The organism is Streptomyces sp. A0592, from assembly GCF_004795115.1.
Classification (GTDB): domain Bacteria; phylum Actinomycetota; class Actinomycetes; order Streptomycetales; family Streptomycetaceae; genus Streptomyces; species Streptomyces erythrochromogenes.
This window is the reverse complement of sequence record NZ_SSBM01000006.1, coordinates 219,313-236,782: the sequence shown is the minus strand read 5'-3', so window position 1 is coordinate 236,782 and position 17,470 is coordinate 219,313. Positions and strand designations below refer to the sequence as shown.

16 protein-coding genes are annotated in these 17,470 nt (G+C 70.7%); 12 read left to right on the top strand and 4 right to left on the bottom strand.

Annotation, left to right across the window (positions count from 1 at the left end; genetic code table 11):
- Nucleotides 1-2: 2 nt before the first annotated feature.
- From E6U81_RS12065 to E6U81_RS12015, 10 genes are all read left to right on the top strand, one after another.
- A complete protein-coding gene (locus tag E6U81_RS12065; protein ID WP_136230070.1) occupies nucleotides 3-818 on the top strand; it encodes a TetR family transcriptional regulator in 816 nt (271 codons plus the stop codon).
- A 389-nt stretch (nucleotides 819-1,207) separates the two neighbouring features.
- Nucleotides 1,208-2,545 carry a crotonyl-CoA carboxylase/reductase gene (gene ccrA, locus E6U81_RS12060; RefSeq protein ID WP_136230069.1) on the top strand — a complete coding sequence of 446 codons (1,338 nt, stop codon included), beginning with the start codon at nucleotides 1,208-1,210 and terminating at the stop codon, nucleotides 2,543-2,545.
- Nucleotides 2,546-2,576: 31 nt separating this feature from the next.
- Entirely contained in the window at nucleotides 2,577-4,658 is a 2,082-nt protein-coding gene (locus E6U81_RS12055; protein ID WP_136230068.1) for a protein meaA, read from the top strand.
- Complete coding sequence (locus E6U81_RS12050; protein WP_030010164.1) at nucleotides 4,655-5,629, top strand: CoA ester lyase; 975 nt, start codon at nucleotides 4,655-4,657, stop codon at nucleotides 5,627-5,629. Before E6U81_RS12055 ends, E6U81_RS12050 begins: the two co-directional genes overlap by 4 nt.
- A 5-nt stretch (nucleotides 5,630-5,634) precedes the next feature.
- Nucleotides 5,635-6,147 carry a MaoC family dehydratase gene (locus tag E6U81_RS12045; RefSeq protein WP_030715386.1) on the top strand — a complete coding sequence of 171 codons (513 nt, stop codon included), beginning with the start codon at nucleotides 5,635-5,637 and terminating at the stop codon, nucleotides 6,145-6,147.
- 2 nt (nucleotides 6,148-6,149) lie between these two features.
- A complete protein-coding gene (locus E6U81_RS12040; RefSeq protein WP_030027413.1) occupies nucleotides 6,150-7,355 on the top strand; it encodes an acyl-CoA dehydrogenase family protein in 1,206 nt (401 codons plus the stop codon).
- A 186-nt stretch (nucleotides 7,356-7,541) separates the two neighbouring features.
- Nucleotides 7,542-8,198, top strand: a complete 657-nt coding sequence (locus tag E6U81_RS12035) for a phosphatidylserine decarboxylase (RefSeq protein ID WP_031158098.1) — start codon at nucleotides 7,542-7,544, stop codon at nucleotides 8,196-8,198.
- A gap of 25 nt (nucleotides 8,199-8,223) precedes the next feature.
- Nucleotides 8,224-9,045, top strand: coding sequence for a CDP-diacylglycerol--serine O-phosphatidyltransferase (gene pssA / locus E6U81_RS12030; protein WP_185559593.1), 822 nt, complete (start codon nucleotides 8,224-8,226; stop codon nucleotides 9,043-9,045).
- A 713-nt stretch (nucleotides 9,046-9,758) separates the two neighbouring features.
- Nucleotides 9,759-11,243, top strand: a complete 1,485-nt coding sequence (locus E6U81_RS12020; protein WP_136230067.1) for an AlkA N-terminal domain-containing protein — start codon at nucleotides 9,759-9,761, stop codon at nucleotides 11,241-11,243.
- 9 nt (nucleotides 11,244-11,252) lie between these two features.
- Complete coding sequence (locus E6U81_RS12015; protein WP_136230066.1) at nucleotides 11,253-11,753, top strand: methylated-DNA--[protein]-cysteine S-methyltransferase; 501 nt, start codon at nucleotides 11,253-11,255, stop codon at nucleotides 11,751-11,753.
- On the opposite strand, the gene E6U81_RS12010 is transcribed toward E6U81_RS12015, so the two are convergent.
- Nucleotides 11,735-12,805 (bottom strand): class I SAM-dependent methyltransferase, encoded by a 1,071-nt coding sequence (locus E6U81_RS12010; RefSeq protein WP_168714609.1) that lies wholly within the window; start codon nucleotides 12,803-12,805, stop codon nucleotides 11,735-11,737. The two genes, E6U81_RS12015 and E6U81_RS12010, sit on opposite strands and share 19 nt — an antisense overlap.
- 204 nt (nucleotides 12,806-13,009) lie before the next feature.
- Here E6U81_RS12010 and E6U81_RS12005 point away from each other — a divergent pair, with 204 nt between their 5' ends.
- Nucleotides 13,010-13,399 (top strand): SHOCT domain-containing protein, encoded by a 390-nt coding sequence (locus E6U81_RS12005; protein WP_136230064.1) that lies wholly within the window; start codon nucleotides 13,010-13,012, stop codon nucleotides 13,397-13,399.
- A 7-nt stretch (nucleotides 13,400-13,406) separates the two neighbouring features.
- On the opposite strand, the gene E6U81_RS12000 is transcribed toward E6U81_RS12005, so the two are convergent.
- The 3 genes from E6U81_RS12000 to E6U81_RS11990 are packed head-to-tail and all read right to left on the bottom strand — an operon-like array spanning nucleotide 13,407 to nucleotide 16,049.
- On the bottom strand, nucleotides 13,407-13,835 hold the full coding sequence (locus E6U81_RS12000) for a hypothetical protein (RefSeq protein WP_136230063.1): 429 nt from the start codon (nucleotides 13,833-13,835) through the stop codon (nucleotides 13,407-13,409).
- A gap of 36 nt (nucleotides 13,836-13,871) precedes the next feature.
- On the bottom strand, nucleotides 13,872-14,372 hold the full coding sequence (locus E6U81_RS11995; RefSeq protein WP_136230062.1) for an NUDIX hydrolase: 501 nt from the start codon (nucleotides 14,370-14,372) through the stop codon (nucleotides 13,872-13,874).
- 9 nt (nucleotides 14,373-14,381) lie between these two features.
- On the bottom strand, nucleotides 14,382-16,049 hold the full coding sequence (locus E6U81_RS11990; protein WP_136230061.1) for a BCCT family transporter: 1,668 nt from the start codon (nucleotides 16,047-16,049) through the stop codon (nucleotides 14,382-14,384).
- Between the two features lie 143 nt (nucleotides 16,050-16,192).
- On the opposite strand from E6U81_RS11990, the gene E6U81_RS11985 reads away from it, so the two are divergent.
- Nucleotides 16,193-17,341 carry a glycerate kinase gene (locus E6U81_RS11985; protein WP_136230060.1) on the top strand — a complete coding sequence of 383 codons (1,149 nt, stop codon included), beginning with the start codon at nucleotides 16,193-16,195 and terminating at the stop codon, nucleotides 17,339-17,341.
- The last annotated feature ends 129 nt before the right edge of the window (nucleotides 17,342-17,470 follow it).

Here is a 17,470-nt window from a genome sequence, read left to right as displayed (position 1 = left end):
CTATGTCCCAGCCCGCCAAGACCTCGCCCCGCGCCTCCTCGGCCGCCGACGCCCCGGAGAGCGCGGCCGGCACCCGGGCTGCCGCCCAGCGGCTCAAGATGCGCCGCGAGCTCGCCACGGCGGCCATGGAGCTGTTCGCCACCAAGGGGTACGAGGCGACGACGGTCGACGAGATCGCCGCGACGGCCGGCGTCGCGCGGCGGACGTTCTTCCGGCACTTCCGGTCGAAGGAAGAGGCGATCTTCCCGGACCACGACGACACCCTGATCCGTGCCGAGGCGGTCCTGGACGTGGCCCCGGCGCACGAGCACCCGCTCGACACGGTGTGCCGCGGGATCAAGGAAGTCATGAAGATGTACGCCGCCTCGCCCGCGGTGTCGGTGGAGCGCTACCGGCTGACCCGCGAGGTGCCGGCGCTGCGGGAGCGGGAGATCGCCTCCGTGGCCCGGTACGAGCGGCTGTTCACGCGCTACCTGCTGGCGCACTTCGACGAGACCGACCACCACGACGGCAACGACGACCCGCTGCTGGCCGAGGTGGCCGCCTCGGCGGTGGTCACGGCCCACAACCACGTGCTGCGGCGCTGGCTGCGGGCCGGCGGCCAGGGCGACGTGGAGGCGCAGCTGGACCACGCCTTCTCGATCGTGCGCAAGACCTTCGGCACGGGGATCGGCGCGGGCCGCACCCTGAGCCCGGCGGCGCCGTCCGCGCCGGCGGCCGTCCGTACGGAGGGCGAGGTGCTGGTGGCGGTGGCCCGCACCGACGCCCCCCTGGACGAGGTCATGCGGACCATCGAAGAGGCACTGCGCGCGAGGTAGCACCGCCGGAAGCGATGCTCGTCACAGCGGCCGTCCCCGAGGAGGGGGCGGCCGCTTTCGTATGTCCGGCTTGCCCCTACTCGGCGGTAACACTGATCGATCATCGCTCATCTGCGCAGGTCAATAGGCAAATGAGAGAAAGTTTTGGCACGCGGTGCCTTGCCGGGTGACACGGGGTGCCATACGTTGAATCTCGTCCGGATGTCCCCGCGACCCACGCCCACACGGCACGGAACGCGCCCCGGACCGCCTGCGTCACCAGGCACCCGCACGCCCCACCACGGGCGGCGCCCAGCACCACAGCACAGCCGGACCGACGGCACACCGCACCCGCTCCACGCACCCGTTCACCTCAGCGCACCCTCATCAGCGCTAGCCGGAGGCTCACCGTGAAGGACATCCTGGACGCGATTCAGTCGCAGTCCGCCACCGCCGCAGACTTCGCGAACCTGCCGCTCCCCGACTCCTACCGCGCGGTCACCGTGCACAAGGACGAGGCGGAGATGTTCGCCGGGCTCACCACGCGCGAGAAGGACCCGCGCAAGTCCCTGCACCTGGACCACGTCCCGCTCCCCGAGCTGGGCCCGGGCGAGGCGCTGGTGGCCGTCATGGCCTCCTCGGTCAACTACAACTCGGTGTGGACGTCGATCTTCGAGCCCGTCTCCACCTTCAGCTTCCTGGAGCGCTACGGGCGCCTGTCGGAGCTCACCAAGCGCCACGACCTCCCGTACCACGTCATCGGCTCCGACCTCGCGGGCGTCGTCCTGCGCACCGGCCCCGGCGTCAACGCCTGGAACCCGGGCGACGAGGTCGTCGCGCACTGCCTGTCCGTCGAGCTGGAGTCCTCCGACGGCCACAACGACACGATGCTCGACCCCGAGCAGCGCATCTGGGGCTTCGAGACCAACTTCGGCGGCCTGGCCGAGGTCGCGCTCGTCAAGTCGAACCAGCTGATGCCGAAGCCCGACCACCTGAGCTGGGAGGAGGCCGCCTCCCCCGGCCTGGTCAACTCCACCGCCTACCGCCAGCTGGTCTCCAACAACGGCGCCGGCATGAAGCAGGGCGACAACGTCCTGATCTGGGGCGCCAGCGGCGGCCTCGGCTCCTACGCCACCCAGTTCGCCCTGGCCGGCGGCGCCAACCCGATCTGCGTCGTCTCCTCCCCCGAGAAGGCCGACATCTGCCGGTCCATGGGTGCCACCGCGGTCATCGACCGCAACGCCGAGGGCTACAAGTTCTGGAAGGACGAGCACACCCAGGACCCCCGCGAGTGGAAGCGCTTCGGCTCCAAGATCCGTGAGCTGACCGGCGGCGAGGACATCGACATCGTCTTCGAGCACCCGGGCCGCGAGACCTTCGGCGCCTCGGTCTACGTCACCCGCAAGGGCGGCACCATCACCACCTGCGCATCGACCTCGGGCTACATGCACCAGTACGACAACCGCTACCTGTGGATGTCGCTGAAGCGGATCGTCGGCTCGCACTTCGCCAACTACCGCGAGGCGTGGGAGGCCAACCGCCTGATCGCCAAGGGCAAGATCCACCCCACGCTGTCGAAGGTCTACTCCCTGGAGGAGACCGGCCAGGCCGCCTACGACGTCCACCGCAACCTCCACCAGGGCAAGGTCGGCGTCCTCGCGCTGGCCCCCGAGGAGGGCCTGGGCGTCCGCGACCACGAGATGCGCGCCAAGCACCTCGACGCCATCAACCGCTTCCGCAACGTCTGAGACCGTTCAAAGGCCTAAGGGACAGCCTGAGATGACAGAGCGCCAGAAGGACCGTCCGTGGCTCATGCGGACGTACGCCGGCCACTCCACGGCCGAGGCGTCCAACGAGCTGTACCGCCGCAACCTCGCCAAGGGCCAGACCGGCCTGTCGGTCGCGTTCGACCTGCCGACGCAGACCGGCTACGACCCCGACCACATCCTCGCCCGCGGCGAAGTGGGCCGGGTCGGCGTCCCGGTCTCCCATCTGGGCGACATGCGGCGGCTGTTCCAGGACATACCCCTGGAGCAGATGAACACCTCGATGACGATCAACGCCACCGCCATGTGGCTGCTGGCGCTCTACCAGGTGGCCGCCGAGGAGCAGGGCGCGGACATCGCCCAGCTCCAGGGCACCACCCAGAACGACATCGTCAAGGAATACCTCTCGCGCGGGACGCACGTCTTCCCGCCGGGGCCGTCCCTGCGGCTGACGACCGACATGATCGCGTACACGGTCAACCACATCCCGAAGTGGAACCCGATCAACATCTGCAGCTACCACCTGCAGGAGGCCGGGGCCACCCCGGTCCAGGAGATCTCGTACGCGATGTCCACGGCGATCGCCGTCCTCGACTCGGTGCGCGACTCGGGGCAGGTTCCCGAGGAGCGCTTCGGCGAGGTCGTCGCCCGTATCTCCTTCTTCGTGAACGCGGGCGTCCGCTTCATCGAGGAGATGTGCAAGATGCGCGCCTTCGGCCGCATCTGGGACAAGGTCACCAAGGAGCGCTACGGCATCGAGAACGCGAAGCAGCGCCGCTTCCGTTACGGCGTCCAGGTCAACTCCCTGGGACTCACCGAGGCGCAGCCCGAGAACAACGTCCAGCGCATCGTGCTGGAGATGCTCGCGGTCACCCTCTCCAAGGACGCCCGCGCCCGCGCGGTGCAGCTGCCCGCCTGGAACGAGGCGCTGGGCCTGCCCCGGCCCTGGGACCAGCAGTGGTCGCTGCGCATCCAGCAGGTCCTCGCACTCGAGAGCGACCTGCTGGAGTACGAGGACATCTTCGCCGGCTCCCACGTCATCGAGGCCAAAGTCGACTCCCTGGTCGCCGACTGCCTGGCCGAGATCGACCGGATCCAGGAGATGGGCGGCGCCATGGCGGCCGTCGAGTCCGGTTACCTGAAGGGCGAGCTGGTCTCCTCGCACGCCGAACGGCGGGCGCGGATCGAGGCCGGCGAGGACAAGATCGTCGGTGTCAACTGCTTCGAGCAGACCGAGGAGAACCCGCTCACGGCCGACCTGGACGGCGCCATCATGACGGTCGACGCCGCCGTGGAGGCACTGACGGTCGAGCGCATCGGCCGCTGGCGCGCCGAGCGCCAGGAGTCCTCGGACCGCCAGGGGAACGGCGACCCGTTCGTCTTCCCCACCACCCAGCAGGCGCTGGAGCGCCTCAAGGAGGCCGCGGCGGGCACCGAGAACCTGATGGAGGCCACCCTGGAGTGCGCCCGCGCCGGTGTCACCACCGGCGAGTGGGCGAGCGCCCTGCGGGAGGTGTTCGGCGAGTTCCGGGCCCCGACCGGCGTCTCCTCGGCCCCCGTCGCGGTCACCGCCGAGCCCGGCACGCCGATGCACGAGGTCCGCGAGAAGGTGTCCCGCACCGCCGACGAGCTCGGCTCGGGCCGGCTGCGCCTGCTGGTCGGCAAGCCCGGCCTGGACGGGCACTCCAACGGCGCCGAGCAGATCGCCGTCCGCGCCCGCGACGCCGGCTTCGAGGTGGTCTACCAGGGCATCAGGCTGACGCCGGAGGAGATCTCCTCCGCCGCGCTGGCCGAGGACGTGCACTGCGTGGGACTGTCCATCCTGTCCGGATCGCACAGCGCCCTCGTCCCGGACGTCCTGGAGCGGCTGCGCGGGGCGGGGGCGGGTGACATCCCCGTCATCGTCGGAGGCATCATTCCGAACGCCGACGCCGTCGCGCTCAAGGCCGCGGGGGTCGCCGCGGTCTTCACCCCGAAGGACTTCGGCATCACGGAGATCATCGGCCGTATCGTCGACGAGATCCGCAAGGCCAACAAGCTCGCCCCCCTCGACACAGACAACGCACTCGTTGCAAGCACGGAGGTCCCCGCATGACCACGCCAGTCCACCCGGTGAACCGCCTTCGCCCGCGTCGCTCCTGCCTCGCGGTGCCCGGCTCGAACCCGCGGTTCCTGGAGAAGGCCCAGGGCCTGCCGGCCGACCAGGTCTTCCTGGACCTGGAGGACGCCTGCGCCCCGCTCGCCAAGGAAGGCGCCCGCCACACCATCGTGGACGCGCTGAACAACGGCGACTGGACCGGCAAGACCCGCGTCGTGCGCGTCAACGACTGGACCACCCACTGGACCTACCGCGACGTCGTCACCGTCGTCGAGGGCGCCGGCCAGAACCTCGACTGCATCATGCTGCCGAAGGTCCAGGACGCCCAGCAGGTCGTGGCCCTCGACCTCCTCCTGACCCAGATCGAGAAGACCATGGGCTTCGAGGTCGGCAAGATCGGCATCGAGGCGCAGATCGAGAACGCCAAGGGCCTGGTGAACGTCGACGAGATCGCCGCCGCCTCGCCCCGGCTGGAGACCATCATCTTCGGCCCGGCCGACTTCATGGCCTCCATCAACATGAAGTCCCTGGTCGTGGGCATGCAGCCGCCCGGCTACCCGGCGGACGCCTACCACTACATCCTCATGCGGATCCTGATGGCGGCCCGCATGCACAACCTCCAGGCGATCGACGGCCCCTTCCTCCAGATCCGCGACGTGGACGCCTACCGCGAGGTGGCCGGCCGGGCGGCGGCGCTGGGCTTCGACGGCAAGTGGGTGCTGCACCCCGGCCAGGTCGACGCGGCCAACGAGGTCTTCTCCCCCTCCCAGGAGGACTACGACCACGCCGAGCTGATCCTCGACGCGTACGACTGGTGCACGTCGGAGGCCGGCGGCAAGAAGGGCTCCGCGATGCTCGGCGACGAGATGATCGACGAGGCCAGCCGCAAGATGGCCCTGGTCATCGCGGGCAAGGGCCGCGCCGCGGGCATGGAGCGCACCACCAAGTTCGAGATCCCGGAGGCCTGATCCCGATGCAGTTCGGACGCACGTACGAGGAGTTCGAGGTCGGGGCGGTCTACAAGCACTGGCCCGGGAAGACGGTCACGGAGTACGACGACCACCTCTTCTGTCTGCTGACCATGAACCACCACCCGCTCCACATGGACAGCAATTACGCGGAGAACACGACCGACTTCGGCAAGAACGTGGTCGTGGGCAACTACATCTACTCGCTGCTGCTCGGCATGTCCGTGCCGGACGTCTCCGGGAAGGCCATCGCCAACCTGGAGATCGAATCCCTGCGGCACGTGGCGCCGACCTTCCACGGCGACACGATCTACGGCGAGACCACGGTCCTCGACAAGACCCCGTCGAAGTCGAAGAACGACCGCGGCATCGTCTACGTCGAGACCAAGGGCTACAAGCAGGACGGCACCCTCGTCTGCGTCTTCCGGCGCAAGGTGATGGTCCCGACCGAGACGTACATCAAGGAGCGCGGCGGCGAGCAGCCCGGCCGCCCCCAGCTGAAGACCCAGGAGAAGTAGCCATGGCCCGACTCGCCCAGACCGCCGGGCTGACCGACGTCCAGCGGGAGATCCTCAAGACCGTCCGCGAGTTCGTCGACAAGGAGATCATCCCGGTCGCCACCGAGCTGGAGCACCGCGACGAGTACCCGCAGCAGATCGTCGACGGTCTCAAGGAGCTCGGCCTCTTCGGGCTGATGATCCCGGAGGAGTACGGCGGCCTGGGTGAGTCGCTTCTCACCTACGCCCTGTGCGTCGAGGAGATCGCACGCGGCTGGATGTCCGTCTCGGGCATCATCAACACGCACTTCATCGTGGCGTACATGCTCAAGCAGCACGGCACGCAGGAGCAGAAGGACCACTTCCTCCCGCGCATGGCCCTCGGCGAGGTGCGCGGCGCGTTCTCGATGTCCGAGCCGGCGCTCGGCTCCGACGTGTCGGCCATCAGCTCCAAGGCGGTGAAGGACGGCGACGAGTACGTCCTGAACGGCCAGAAGATGTGGCTGACGAACGGCGGCAGCTCCACCCTGGTGGCCGTTCTCGTGCGAAGTGACGAAGGACACCCCGAGGGCACCGCGCCCCACAAGTCGATGACGACCTTCCTCGTCGAGAAGGAGCCCGGCTTCGGTGAGGTCCGCCCGGGCCTGACCATCCCCGGCAAGATCGACAAGATGGGCTACAAGGGCGTCGACACGACCGAGCTCATCATGGACGGACTGCGCATTCCGGCCAATCGCGTCCTCGGCGGACAGACAGGCCGAGGGTTTTACCAAATGATGGACGGCGTCGAGGTCGGCCGCGTCAACGTGGCGGCCCGTGGCTGTGGCGTCGCTCAGCGTGCCTTCGAACTGGGTGTCTCGTATGCCCAGCAACGTCACACTTTCGGCAAGGCGATCGCCGAGCACCAGGCCATCCAGTTCAAGCTGGCCGAGATGGCTACCAAGGTCGAAGCCGCTCATGCGATGATGGTGAATGCAGCACGCAAAAAGGACTCCGGGGAACGAAACGACCTCGAAGCAGGGATGGCGAAGTACCTCGCCTCCGAGTACTGCAAGGAGGTCGTGGAGGATGCCTTCCGGATCCACGGTGGATACGGATTCTCGAAGGAGTACGAGATCGAGCGCCTCTACCGCGAGGCCCCGATGCTGCTGATCGGCGAGGGTACCGCCGAGATCCAGAAAATGATCATCGGGCGACGCCTGCTCGAGGAGTACCGACTCCAGGGCTGAAAGTACCTTTTGCGGCGGATCCTCCCCGGGTCCGTCGCAGCAAGGTCACTACCAGTCACTGGCCGGCGGTCATCGACTCGGCTTCTGGCTTGCCCAGTTGTTGCGCGCAACCGATAGCATTCCAGTAAAGCCGCCGTCCCGTCCCCCTGTTTGCGGCGCGGCAATCACCCGCTACGAAGGTCATCCATGCCCCACAGCCAAACCTCTGCATCCCGCGACAGCCGACTCGGCGTACGTCTCGCCCGCGGAGCATCGCCGTGGCTTCTGCCGACCGTCGCCACCGCGGCGCTCAGCCTCACCCGGGCCCGCAAGTCCGGACGCTGGGCCGCTGTGGCCGTGCCCGCAACCGCGCTCGCCGCGGGCATGCTGTGGTTCTTCCGCGACCCGGAGCGTGAGATCGCTCAGGGCCGTGTCATCTCGCCCGCCGACGGTGTGGTGCAGAGCATCATGCCGTGGAAGGACGGACGGACCCGGGTCGCGATCTTCATGAGCCCGCTCAACGTCCACGTCAACCGCGCGCCCCTCGCGGGCACGGTGACGTCCGTGGAGCACATCCCCGGCGGATTCGTCCCGGCCTTCAACAAGGAGAGCGAGAACAACGAGCGCGTTGTCTGGCACTTCGACACCGAGCTCGGTGACATCGAGATGGTGCAGATCGCCGGCGCCGTCGCCCGGCGCATCGTCCCGTACCTGCCGGCCGGCACCAAGGTGGAGCAGGGCGAACGCATCGGTCTGATCCGCTTCGGCTCCCGCGTCGACATCTACCTCCCGGAGGGCGTCGAGGTCGCGGTCGAGGTCGGTCAGGCCACCACCGCGGGGGTGACACGAATTGACCGTGACTGACCCTGAGACTCCGGCCACCGGCTGGGTGCCCGAGTCCGCCGAGGAGGAGTCCGCAGAGGACGACATGCCGCTCTCGCTGCGGCTGTCGATAGCGGACACCCTCACCCTCGGCAACGCCACGTGCGGATTCATGGCGGTGTACTTCACCACCACCGGAATCCTCATCCCGCACCTGACCGGGAGCGGCGAAACGGGCATGGCCCGCAACAGCGCCGCCACGGCGGTGATACTGATGCTGCTCGCCGCGGTCTTCGACCTCTTCGACGGCATCGTGGCCCGCAAGCTGCGCAGCTCCCCGATGGGCGCCGAGCTGGACAACCTGTCCGACCTGATCAGCTTCGGTCTGGCCCCGGCCTACTTCGTCCTCGTCTACGGCATGGTCGCCGTCGACGCGGACCAGAAGATGTCGGCGCTGGCCGCGATCGTGGTGCTGCTCGCCGTGGTGCTCCGCCTCGCGAGATTCAGCTGCGTGACGATGAAGGACGGCATGTTCCAGGGCATGCCGAGCCCGTTCGGCGCGCTGACGGTCGTCTCGATCGTGCTGCTGGAGCTCCCGTTCATCCCGACGCTGCTGGCGATCATCGGGGTGGCGTGGCTGATGGTGAGCCGGGTCGAGTACCCCAAGCCGCGGGGTGTCCTCGCGGTGGCGATGCTCTGCTGGATCATCGGCGCGATGGGGCTGCTGGCGGCCTGGGCGTTCGACGCCCCGGGCGGTCAGCTGCTGCTCCAGACCGGCTGTGCGCTGCAGATCGCGATGGCGGCGACCATTCCGCTGTTCGCGACGACGCGGAGGGCCAACACCTTCCGCCACAACCGCCGCGAAGCCCGCGCCACGTCGCTGCGCTAGCTGTACCGATGAGGGCCCCCGGATGCCATGGGCATCCGGGGGCCCTCTGCGTGTCCGGGGGCAGGGCGGGGCCGGGCGGCGGCGGGGGGGCGGGGCCGGGACCTGCGGCGGGGCGGGGAGGGTCCGGGGTAGGCATGATTTATGGCCCCCGAGCGGGACACCAGGGAACCCCGCACACGAGGGCCACAAATCACGTTTTACACCCCGGACCCTCCCCGCCCCACCGCCGCCCCCGACCCCGCCCCCGACCGGCCCCCGTAGCCTTCCCGCCCCCGTGGGCCCCGGAGGGGGCCCTCCGGGGCCCACGGGGGGCACTCCAGGGCTCCTTCCGGGCACCTCCGGCCCCCCCGGGCGGGAGGGCGGTACGCGGGCCCCAGTAGGGGCGGTGGGGCCGGCCTGAGGCAGGAGGGGCCGGGGCCGGGGCGCCACGAGGAAGGAGACGGGGCGGCCTGAGGGCGGGGACGGGGTCGGTGGTGGGGCGGGGGCCGTCCGGGGTGTAAAACGTGATTTGTGGCCCTTGTCGCGGGGCGCCTTCCCATCCGGCCAGGGGGCCATAAATCATGCCTACCCCGGACGGCCCCCGCCCCGCCGCCGGCCACGGCCCCGCCCGACCCCGCGGACCCGCCACCACACCCCGCCGAGCCCCCGGCAGGGTTAGCCTTGATGTCGGAAAACCGCCAGCCGCCGGGCACCACGCCCCGGATCCTGGAGCCATGCACACCGACACCGAGCGCTGCGTAAGGGCCGTGCAGTCGAAGGACGCCCGCTTCGACGGCTGGTTCTTCACCGCCGTCCTGACCACCCGGATCTACTGCCGGCCCAGCTGCCCCGCCGTGCCGCCGAAGGTCGAGAACATGACCTTCCTGCCCAGCGCCGCCGCCTGCCAGCAGGCCGGGTTCCGCGCGTGCAAGCGCTGCCGACCCGACACCAGCCCCGGCTCCCCCGAGTGGAACGCCCGCGCCGACGCCGTCGCCCGGGCGATGCGGCTCATCCAGGACGGGGTCGTCGACCGCGAGGGCGTCCCGGGCCTGGCCGCCCGCCTCGGCTACTCCACCCGCCAGGTCGAACGGCAGCTGGGCGCCGAGCTCGGCGCCGGCCCCCTCGCCCTGGCCAGGGCCCAGCGCGCCCAGACCGCACGGCTGCTCATCGAGACCTCCGAGCTCCCGATGGGCGACGTCGCCTTCGCCGCCGGCTTCTCCTCCATCCGCACGTTCAACGACACCGTCCGCGAGGTCTTCGCCCTCTCCCCGAGCGAGCTGCGGGATCGGTCCGTGAAGGCCGGGCGGAAGAAGGACGCCCCGCCCCGGATCCCCGGGACCATCAGCCTGCGGCTGCCGTTCCGGGCTCCCCTGAACCCCGACAACCTCTTCGGGCACCTGGCCGCGACCGCGGTCCCCGGCGTCGAGGAGTGGCGCGACGGCGCCTACCGCCGCACCCTGCGCCTCCCCCACGGCACCGGCGTCGTGGCGCTGACCCCGCAGCCCGACCACATCGGCTGCCGCCTGGCCCTCACCGACCTGCGCGACCTGACGATCGCCATCAGCCGCTGCCGCTGGATGCTCGACCTCGATGCGGACCCCGAGGCCGTCGACGAGCAGCTGCGCTCCGACCCGCTGCTGGCGCCGCTCGTGGACAAGGCCCCGGGGCGCCGGGTCCCGCGCACGGTCGACGCGGCGGAGTTCGCCGTACGGGCCGTGCTGGGCCAGCAGGTGTCCACCGCGGCGGCGCGCACGCACGCCGCCCGGCTGGTCACGGCGTACGGGGAGCGCGTCGAGGACCCGCTGGGCGGGCTGACGCACCTCTTCCCGTCGCCGCAGGCCCTCGCGGGGCTCGACCCGGAGTCGCTGGCCCTGCCGCGCAGCCGGCGGGCCACGCTCACCACCCTGGTGTCGGCGCTGGCCGACGGTTCGCTGCCGCTCGGCATCGACAGCGACTGGGACGCGGCCCGCGCCCTGCTTTCGGCGCTGCCGGGCTTCGGCCCGTGGACCACCGAGGTGATCGCGATGCGGGCGCTGGGCGACCCGGACGCGTTCCTGCCGTCCGATCTGGGCGTGCGGCGCGCGGCGCAGGGGCTCGGCCTGCCGTCGACGCCGTCCGCGCTGACGGCGCGGGCCGCCGGCTGGCGGCCGTGGCGCGCGTACGCCGTCCAGTACCTGTGGGCCACGGACGCCCACCCCATCAACCACCTGCCGGTCTGAGGAGCATCCATGAACGTCAAGCAGCACACCGTCGTCGACAGTCCCTACGGTCCGCTCACCCTGGTCGCCGCGGACGGCGTCCTCAGCGGCCTCTACATGACGGGGCAGCGCCACCGGCCGGCCGAGGAGGCCTTCGGGGAGCGGGTGGCGGCCGGTGAGGAGCCGTTCCCCGAAGTGGTGCGCCAGTTGGCCGCGTACTTCGCCGGGGAGCTGACCGAGTTCGACCTCCCGCTCCGGTTGGAGGGCACCGAGTTCCAGCGCAGTGTCTGGGAGCAGCTGGCGCGGATCCCGTACGGCGAGACGTGGTCGTACGGGGAGCTGGCGGCGAAGCTGGGCAAGCCGAACGCCTCGCGTGCGGTGGGTCTGGCCAACGGGAAGAACCCGGTCGGGATCATCGTGCCGTGCCACCGGGTGATCGGTGCCTCCGGCAGCATGACCGGCTACGGCGGCGGGGTCGAGCGCAAGGTGCGGCTGCTGGCGTTCGAGGCCGGTCAGGGTCTGACGTCGTAGAGGACGTTGAAGGGGTCTTCGGCGGGGGAACGGGTGACTTCGCGGAAGCCGGCCTCGGCGCAGAGGGTGCGGACGGTCTCCTCGGGGAGGCCGCAGGTCCCGAGGGCGGCGCCGTCTCCGGCCAGGGACGTGGTCATGCAGTAGAAGACGCTGAACCCGTACAGGAGTGAGGCGACGGGGCCGGTGTTGTCCTCGGGGCGGTCCCGGGAGTTGACCTCGAGCATGAGGTAGTCGCCGTTGTCCTTGACGGCGGCCCTGATGGAGGCCAGCAGGCTCCGGGGGTCCGCGGCGTCGTGGATGACGTCGAAGGTGGTGACGATGTCGTAGCGGTCGGGCAGGCCCTGTGCGACGTCGAGGACGCGGAAGGAGACCCGGTCGGCGACGCCCGCCTGCTGGGCGCCCGCGCGTGCGCGTTCGACCTGGGCCGGGAAGACGTCGAAGCCGGTGAAGCGCGAGCGCGGGAACGCCTTGGCGAGCACGATCAGGGCGCGGCCCGCGCCGCAGCCGACGTCCGCGACGTGGCTGCCGCGTTCGAGCTTGCCGACAACGTGCGGGAAGGTGGAGAGCCAGTCGTCGATCATGACGCTCTCGAACCAACTGCCGGAGAAGCGGCTCATTCCGTCCCAGACGGACGGCGGGTAGGCGGCCTGCGGTACGCCGCCGCCCGTCCGGAAGGCCTCCACGAGTTGTTCGTAGGGCTGCCAGAGGCCGGGGAGCATCTGGTGGACGCCGCCGAGGAACATCGGTCCCGATTCGGCGGCGAGTGCGGGGACGTGTTCGGGGGGCAGGGCGAAGGTGCCCGGTTCGGGCTCGGTGAGGTAGCCCGCGGCCGTGAGGCCGCGCAGCCATTCGCGGACGTAGCGTTCGCGCAGGTCCAGTCGGTCCGCCAGGTCCTGGCTGCGGGCCGGGCCGTGGGCGGCGAGGGCCTTGAACAGGCCGAGCCGGTCGCCGATGGCGCACAGGGCGGTGGCCATGGCTCCGCTGAGGTCCCCGAGCGCCTTTTCCATGAAGGCTTCGACCTTCGCGCGGTCCGGTTCCCGGGGTGCGGCCATGGGTGTGTGCTCCTGTGAGGTCGGCTGTGGCCGCGGGTGTGCGGCCGGGCCCCCAGGCAAGCATCCGGGCGCCGTCCGGCGGGGGTGCCGCAGCGGCGGCGGGGCCGAAGTCACTCCAAGGGGGTCCGGCGGCATATCGCTCCGCATGCGGACATACGGGAGCGCCTGTATGAAAGGAATACCGCTACACGATCGGAGCCGGGCATGGACGACTATCCGCTTCTGAACCTCTTCTGGACGATGCTGTGGCTGTTCCTGTGGATCATGTGGTTCTTCCTGCTCTTCAAGATCATCACGGATATCTTCCGTGACCACACGATGAGCGGCTGGGGGAAGGCCGGATGGCTGATCTTCGTGCTGATCCTGCCGTTCCTCGGCGTGTTCGTGTACCTCATCGCCCGCGGGAAGAGCATGGGCGAGCGGGACATGAAGCAGATGCAGGAGAACGAGGCGGCCTTCAAGCAGTACGTCCAGAAGGCGGCCGGCCCCGGCGGCGGTTCGGCGGACGAGCTGCACAAGCTCTCCGCCCTCAAGGACAAGGGCGACATCACCCAGGAGGAGTTCGACCGCGCCAAGGCCAAGCTGCTGGCCTGACCCCGGGTCAGACCACGAGGAGCGGGACGAGCAGGGCGAAGGCGGCGCCGGCCTCCACGGCGTAGCCGTAGAGCGAGGGGTGCTGCACGGGGGCGGCGAGCAGCACCACGCTCTGCTGGGTGGCGGCCGCCGCCACCCAGTCGGTGTCGGCGCCGAGGTTGCCCTCGTACCAGCCCTCGCAGGCGCCGGGGCCGGTGACGGCGAGGAAGTCGTCCTCGCGGCGGTAGAGGGCCCGCCAGTCGGCGGCGGGGGTGGACCAGCCCTCGAAGTCGGCGAACTGGGCCCAGCCGCCCTCGCGTATCGCGGTGTCGAAGAGCCACACCGGCGTCCCGTCGGGGGTGACCTCGCCACCGGCCTGCTGGTCCGTCGTGAAGTGGACCATGGGCAGGGCGTCCGGCCCGTCAGCCGTGCTGGGCCAGGCGTACATCGTGATCATCTTCTGATTCTGTCCTGGTCGAAGTAAGCCGGGTGTTTACGTGGTGACCGGGGGCCGGCCGTTCTCCAGTTCCACGGTGCCCTCACCCGACTGGAGGACCCGGTAGGCCTCTTCGGCGCGTCGGCCGAGGGATCCGGGCAGGTAGGCGGTGAGTTCGGCGGGGTCGACGAGCCGCCACGAGATCAGTTCCTCCTCCTGGAGCCTGATCGAGGCGAACTGGGCCGCGTCGAGCACTCCCCCGTCGTAGAGGTACGCGACGAGCGGCGGGCGGCCGGGGCCTAGCGTCCAGTCCACGGCGAGGAGGCGGCCGAGGGGGATGTCGACGCCGATCTCCTCGGCGCTCTCCCGGCGGGCGGCGGTGCGCGGCGACTCGCCCTGGTCCGACTCGATGGTGCCGCCCGGCAGGGCCCAGCCCTCGCGGTAGTTCGGCTCGACGAGCAGGACCCGGCCCTCGGCGTCCCGGTAGAGGGCGGCCGCTCCGGCCAGCACCCGGGGCAGGCTCGCGATGTAGGTGGCGAAGTCATCCGTGGTGGTCACCCGGCCACCCTACCGAGGGGGCGGCCGGTCGGCCGCCCGCCCCTGTTCGGTGACGGCGTCGCCGACCATGGCCCGGACGGCGTCCCGCATGCCGTGCAGGGGATGGTGGCGGGCGGGTCCCGCGCCGGGGTCCTCGCGCAGCTCCTTCACCAGGGCCCAGCAGAGCAGCAGCATGACGACGACGAAGGGCAGCGCGACCAGGATGGTGGCGGTCTGCAGGGACTTCAGTCCGCCCGCGACGAGGAGTACGGCGGCCACGGCGGCCATGAGCACGCCCCAGGTGACGACGAGCCAGGTGGGCGGGTGGAGGGAGCCGCGGCTGGTGAGGGAGCCCATGACCAGGGAGGCGGAGTCCGCGCTGGTCACGAAGTAGGTCATGACGAGGACCATGGCGACCCACGAGGTGAGCGCGGACAGCGGCAGCGCGTCCAGCATGGCGAAGAGGGAGGCCTCGGTGCCCTCCTTGAGTTCGGCCGCGAAGTCGACGGCGCCGGTGGAGTCGAGCCGGATGGCGGTGCCGCCCATCACGCAGAACCAGACGACGGTGGCCCCGCTGGGGACGAGCAGCACGCCGATGAGGAACTCGCGGATGGTGCGGCCCCGTGAGATGCGGGCGATGAAGGTGCCGACGAAGGGGGCCCAGGAGAGCCACCACGCCCAGTAGAAGATCGTCCACGCGCCGAGCCAGGCGCTGTCGGTGAAGGCTCCGGTGCGGCTGGCCATGGGCAGCAGCTCGCTGAGGTAGCCGCCGACGCTGGAGGGGATGACGTCGAGGATGTAGACGGTGGGGCCGAGCAGGAAGACGAAGAGCATCAGGACGGCGGCGAGCACGATGTTGCTGGTGCTCAGCCACTTCACGCCCTTGTGCAGGCCGGAGAAGGCGGAGAGCACGAAGGCGGCCGAGAGCGAGCAGATGATGATCAGCTCGACGGTGGTGGAGTCCTCGATCCCGGTGGTGAGGCTGAGCCCCTTGGACACCTGGAGCGCGCCGAGGCCGAGGCTGGTGGCGGTGCCGAAGACGGTGGCGAAGACGGCGAGCAGGTCGATGGCCCTGCCGGGGCCGCCGTCGGCGCGCTTGCGGCCGATGAGGGGGACGAAGGCGGAGCTGAGGCGGTTGCCGCGGCCCTTGCGGAAAGTCGCGTAGGCGAGGGCGAGGCCGGCGATGCCGTAGATGGCCCAGGGGGTGAGGGTCCAGTGGAAGAAGGAGTACTCCATGGCCGCGAGGGCGGCCGCGCCCGTTCGGGGGGCTGCTCCGGAGGCGGGCGGCGGGGCCAGGTAGTGGGTGAGCGGCTCCCCGACGCCGTAGAACATCAGGCCGATGCCCATGCCGGCGCTGAACATCATCGCGATCCACGACAGGTTGGTGAACTCGGGCTCGGAGTCGTCGGCGCCGAGGCGGATCCGGCCGAAGCGGCTGATCGCGAGGACGACGCACATGACGAGGAAGACGTCGGCAGCGATCACGAAGAGCCACGCGAAGTTGTTCAGGACCCAGGCCAGCGCGGTGGTGGAGGCGGTGTCGAAGGAGTCCTTGCCGAGTGCCGCCCAGGCGACGACGGCCAGCACGGCGATCACGCCGACGGCGACGACGGTGTGGTCGGGGGCGCCGTCCACCGGACTGCCGGGGCCCCCTCCGGGGGTGTCCGGACGTGGCTGTTCCAGTGATTCGGCGCTCATGCGGCCACACTATGCAGGCGTATATCCCTATTTAGACGCATGGCGCGCCGGGTGTGGCCCAGGCCACTCATGGGCATAGGAGGATCCTCCGGATAAGCTCATGGCGGCGCGACTGCACTGTTCGATAGCAAGGGATAGCAAAGGTGACGGACGGAGCAGTAACTGAGGCCGCGCGCGTGCTCATCGCCGCGGACAAATTCAAGGGCTCGCTCACGGCCGTTCAGGTCGCGGAGCGGGTGACGGCCGGCCTTCGCAGGGCCGTACCGGGCGTGGAGATCGAGACGCTCCCCGTCGCGGACGGCGGCGACGGCACGGTCGCGGCCGCCGTCGCGGCCGGTTTCGAACGCCGGGAGGTACGGGTCACCGGGCCCCTCGGGGACCAGGTCACGGCCGCCTTCGCGCTGCGCGGGGGCACCGCGGTGGTCGAGATGGCGGAGGCCTCCGGTCTCCAGCTGCTGCCGGCGGGCACCTTCGCCGCGCTGACGGCGACCACGTACGGCTCGGGCGAGGTCCTCAAGGCCGCCCTGGACGCGGGCGCCCGCTCGATCGTCTTCGGCGTCGGCGGAAGCGCCACCACGGACGGCGGTGCCGGCATGCTCGCGGCCCTCGGCGCGGTGTTCCTGGATGCGAACGGCGAACCGGTCGGTCCGGGCGGCGGCGCGCTGGCCGACCTGGCCTCGGCCGACCTGTCGGGCGTGGACCCCCGCTTCGCGGAGGTCGACTTCGTCCTGGCCAGCGACGTGGACAACCCGCTGACCGGCCCGAAGGGCTGCGCGGCCGTCTACGGCCCGCAGAAGGGCGCCTCGCCCGAGGACGTGGCGACGCTCGACGCGGCGCTGGCGCACTACGCGCAGGTGCTGGAGAAGGCGATCGGCCCGAAGGCCGCCGAGCTCGCCGCCTCCCCGGGCGCGGGCGGTGCGGGCGGCATCGGCTACGGCGCGCTGCTGCTGGGCGCGAGCTTCCGCCCCGGCATCGAGCTGATGCTGGAGGTGCTGGGCTTCGCGCCGGCGCTGGAGCGGGCCACGCTCGTCATCACCGGTGAGGGCTCGCTGGACGAGCAGACCCTGCACGGCAAGGCCCCCGCGGGTGTCGCGGCGGCGGCGCGCGCCGCCGGCAAGCCCGTCGTGGCGGTCTGCGGCCGGCTGCTGCTCGGCCAGGAGGCCCTGGAGGGGGCCGGTATCCGCAAGGCGTACCCGCTGACGGACCTGGAGCCCGACCCGGCCAAGTCCATCCCGAACGCGGGTCCCCTCCTGGAGCAGGTCGCGGCGAACATCGCCGCCGACGTCCTCTGACCCACCCGGCCCCGAGGCCCGGCCCCCCGCCCGGGGGGCCGGGCCTCGGGCGTTCCACGGGCCGGAGCGGGCGGCCGGCCGCGCTGCGCGGCCGGCTCCGCCGCCCGGCCACGCCCAAACCCCGGGACA

Coding starts and splice junctions, on each gene's coding strand:
- E6U81_RS12050 (WP_030010164.1), top strand. CDS start 4,655: ATGACCACGCCAGTCCACCCGGTGAACCGCCTTCGCCCGCGTCGCTCC.
- E6U81_RS12005 (WP_136230064.1), top strand. CDS start 13,010: ATGGACGACTATCCGCTTCTGAACCTCTTCTGGACGATGCTGTGGCTG.
- E6U81_RS12040 (WP_030027413.1), top strand. CDS start 6,150: ATGGCCCGACTCGCCCAGACCGCCGGGCTGACCGACGTCCAGCGGGAG.
- E6U81_RS12015 (WP_136230066.1), top strand. CDS start 11,253: ATGAACGTCAAGCAGCACACCGTCGTCGACAGTCCCTACGGTCCGCTC.
- E6U81_RS12020 (WP_136230067.1), top strand. CDS start 9,759: ATGCACACCGACACCGAGCGCTGCGTAAGGGCCGTGCAGTCGAAGGAC.
- E6U81_RS12035 (WP_031158098.1), top strand. CDS start 7,542: ATGCCCCACAGCCAAACCTCTGCATCCCGCGACAGCCGACTCGGCGTA.
- E6U81_RS12045 (WP_030715386.1), top strand. CDS start 5,635: ATGCAGTTCGGACGCACGTACGAGGAGTTCGAGGTCGGGGCGGTCTAC.
- E6U81_RS12010 (WP_168714609.1), bottom strand. CDS start 12,805: ATGGCCGCACCCCGGGAACCGGACCGCGCGAAGGTCGAAGCCTTCATG.
- E6U81_RS12000 (WP_136230063.1), bottom strand. CDS start 13,835: ATGATCACGATGTACGCCTGGCCCAGCACGGCTGACGGGCCGGACGCC.
- E6U81_RS12065 (WP_136230070.1), top strand. CDS start 3: ATGTCCCAGCCCGCCAAGACCTCGCCCCGCGCCTCCTCGGCCGCCGAC.
- E6U81_RS11990 (WP_136230061.1), bottom strand. CDS start 16,049: ATGAGCGCCGAATCACTGGAACAGCCACGTCCGGACACCCCCGGAGGG.
- E6U81_RS12055 (WP_136230068.1), top strand. CDS start 2,577: ATGACAGAGCGCCAGAAGGACCGTCCGTGGCTCATGCGGACGTACGCC.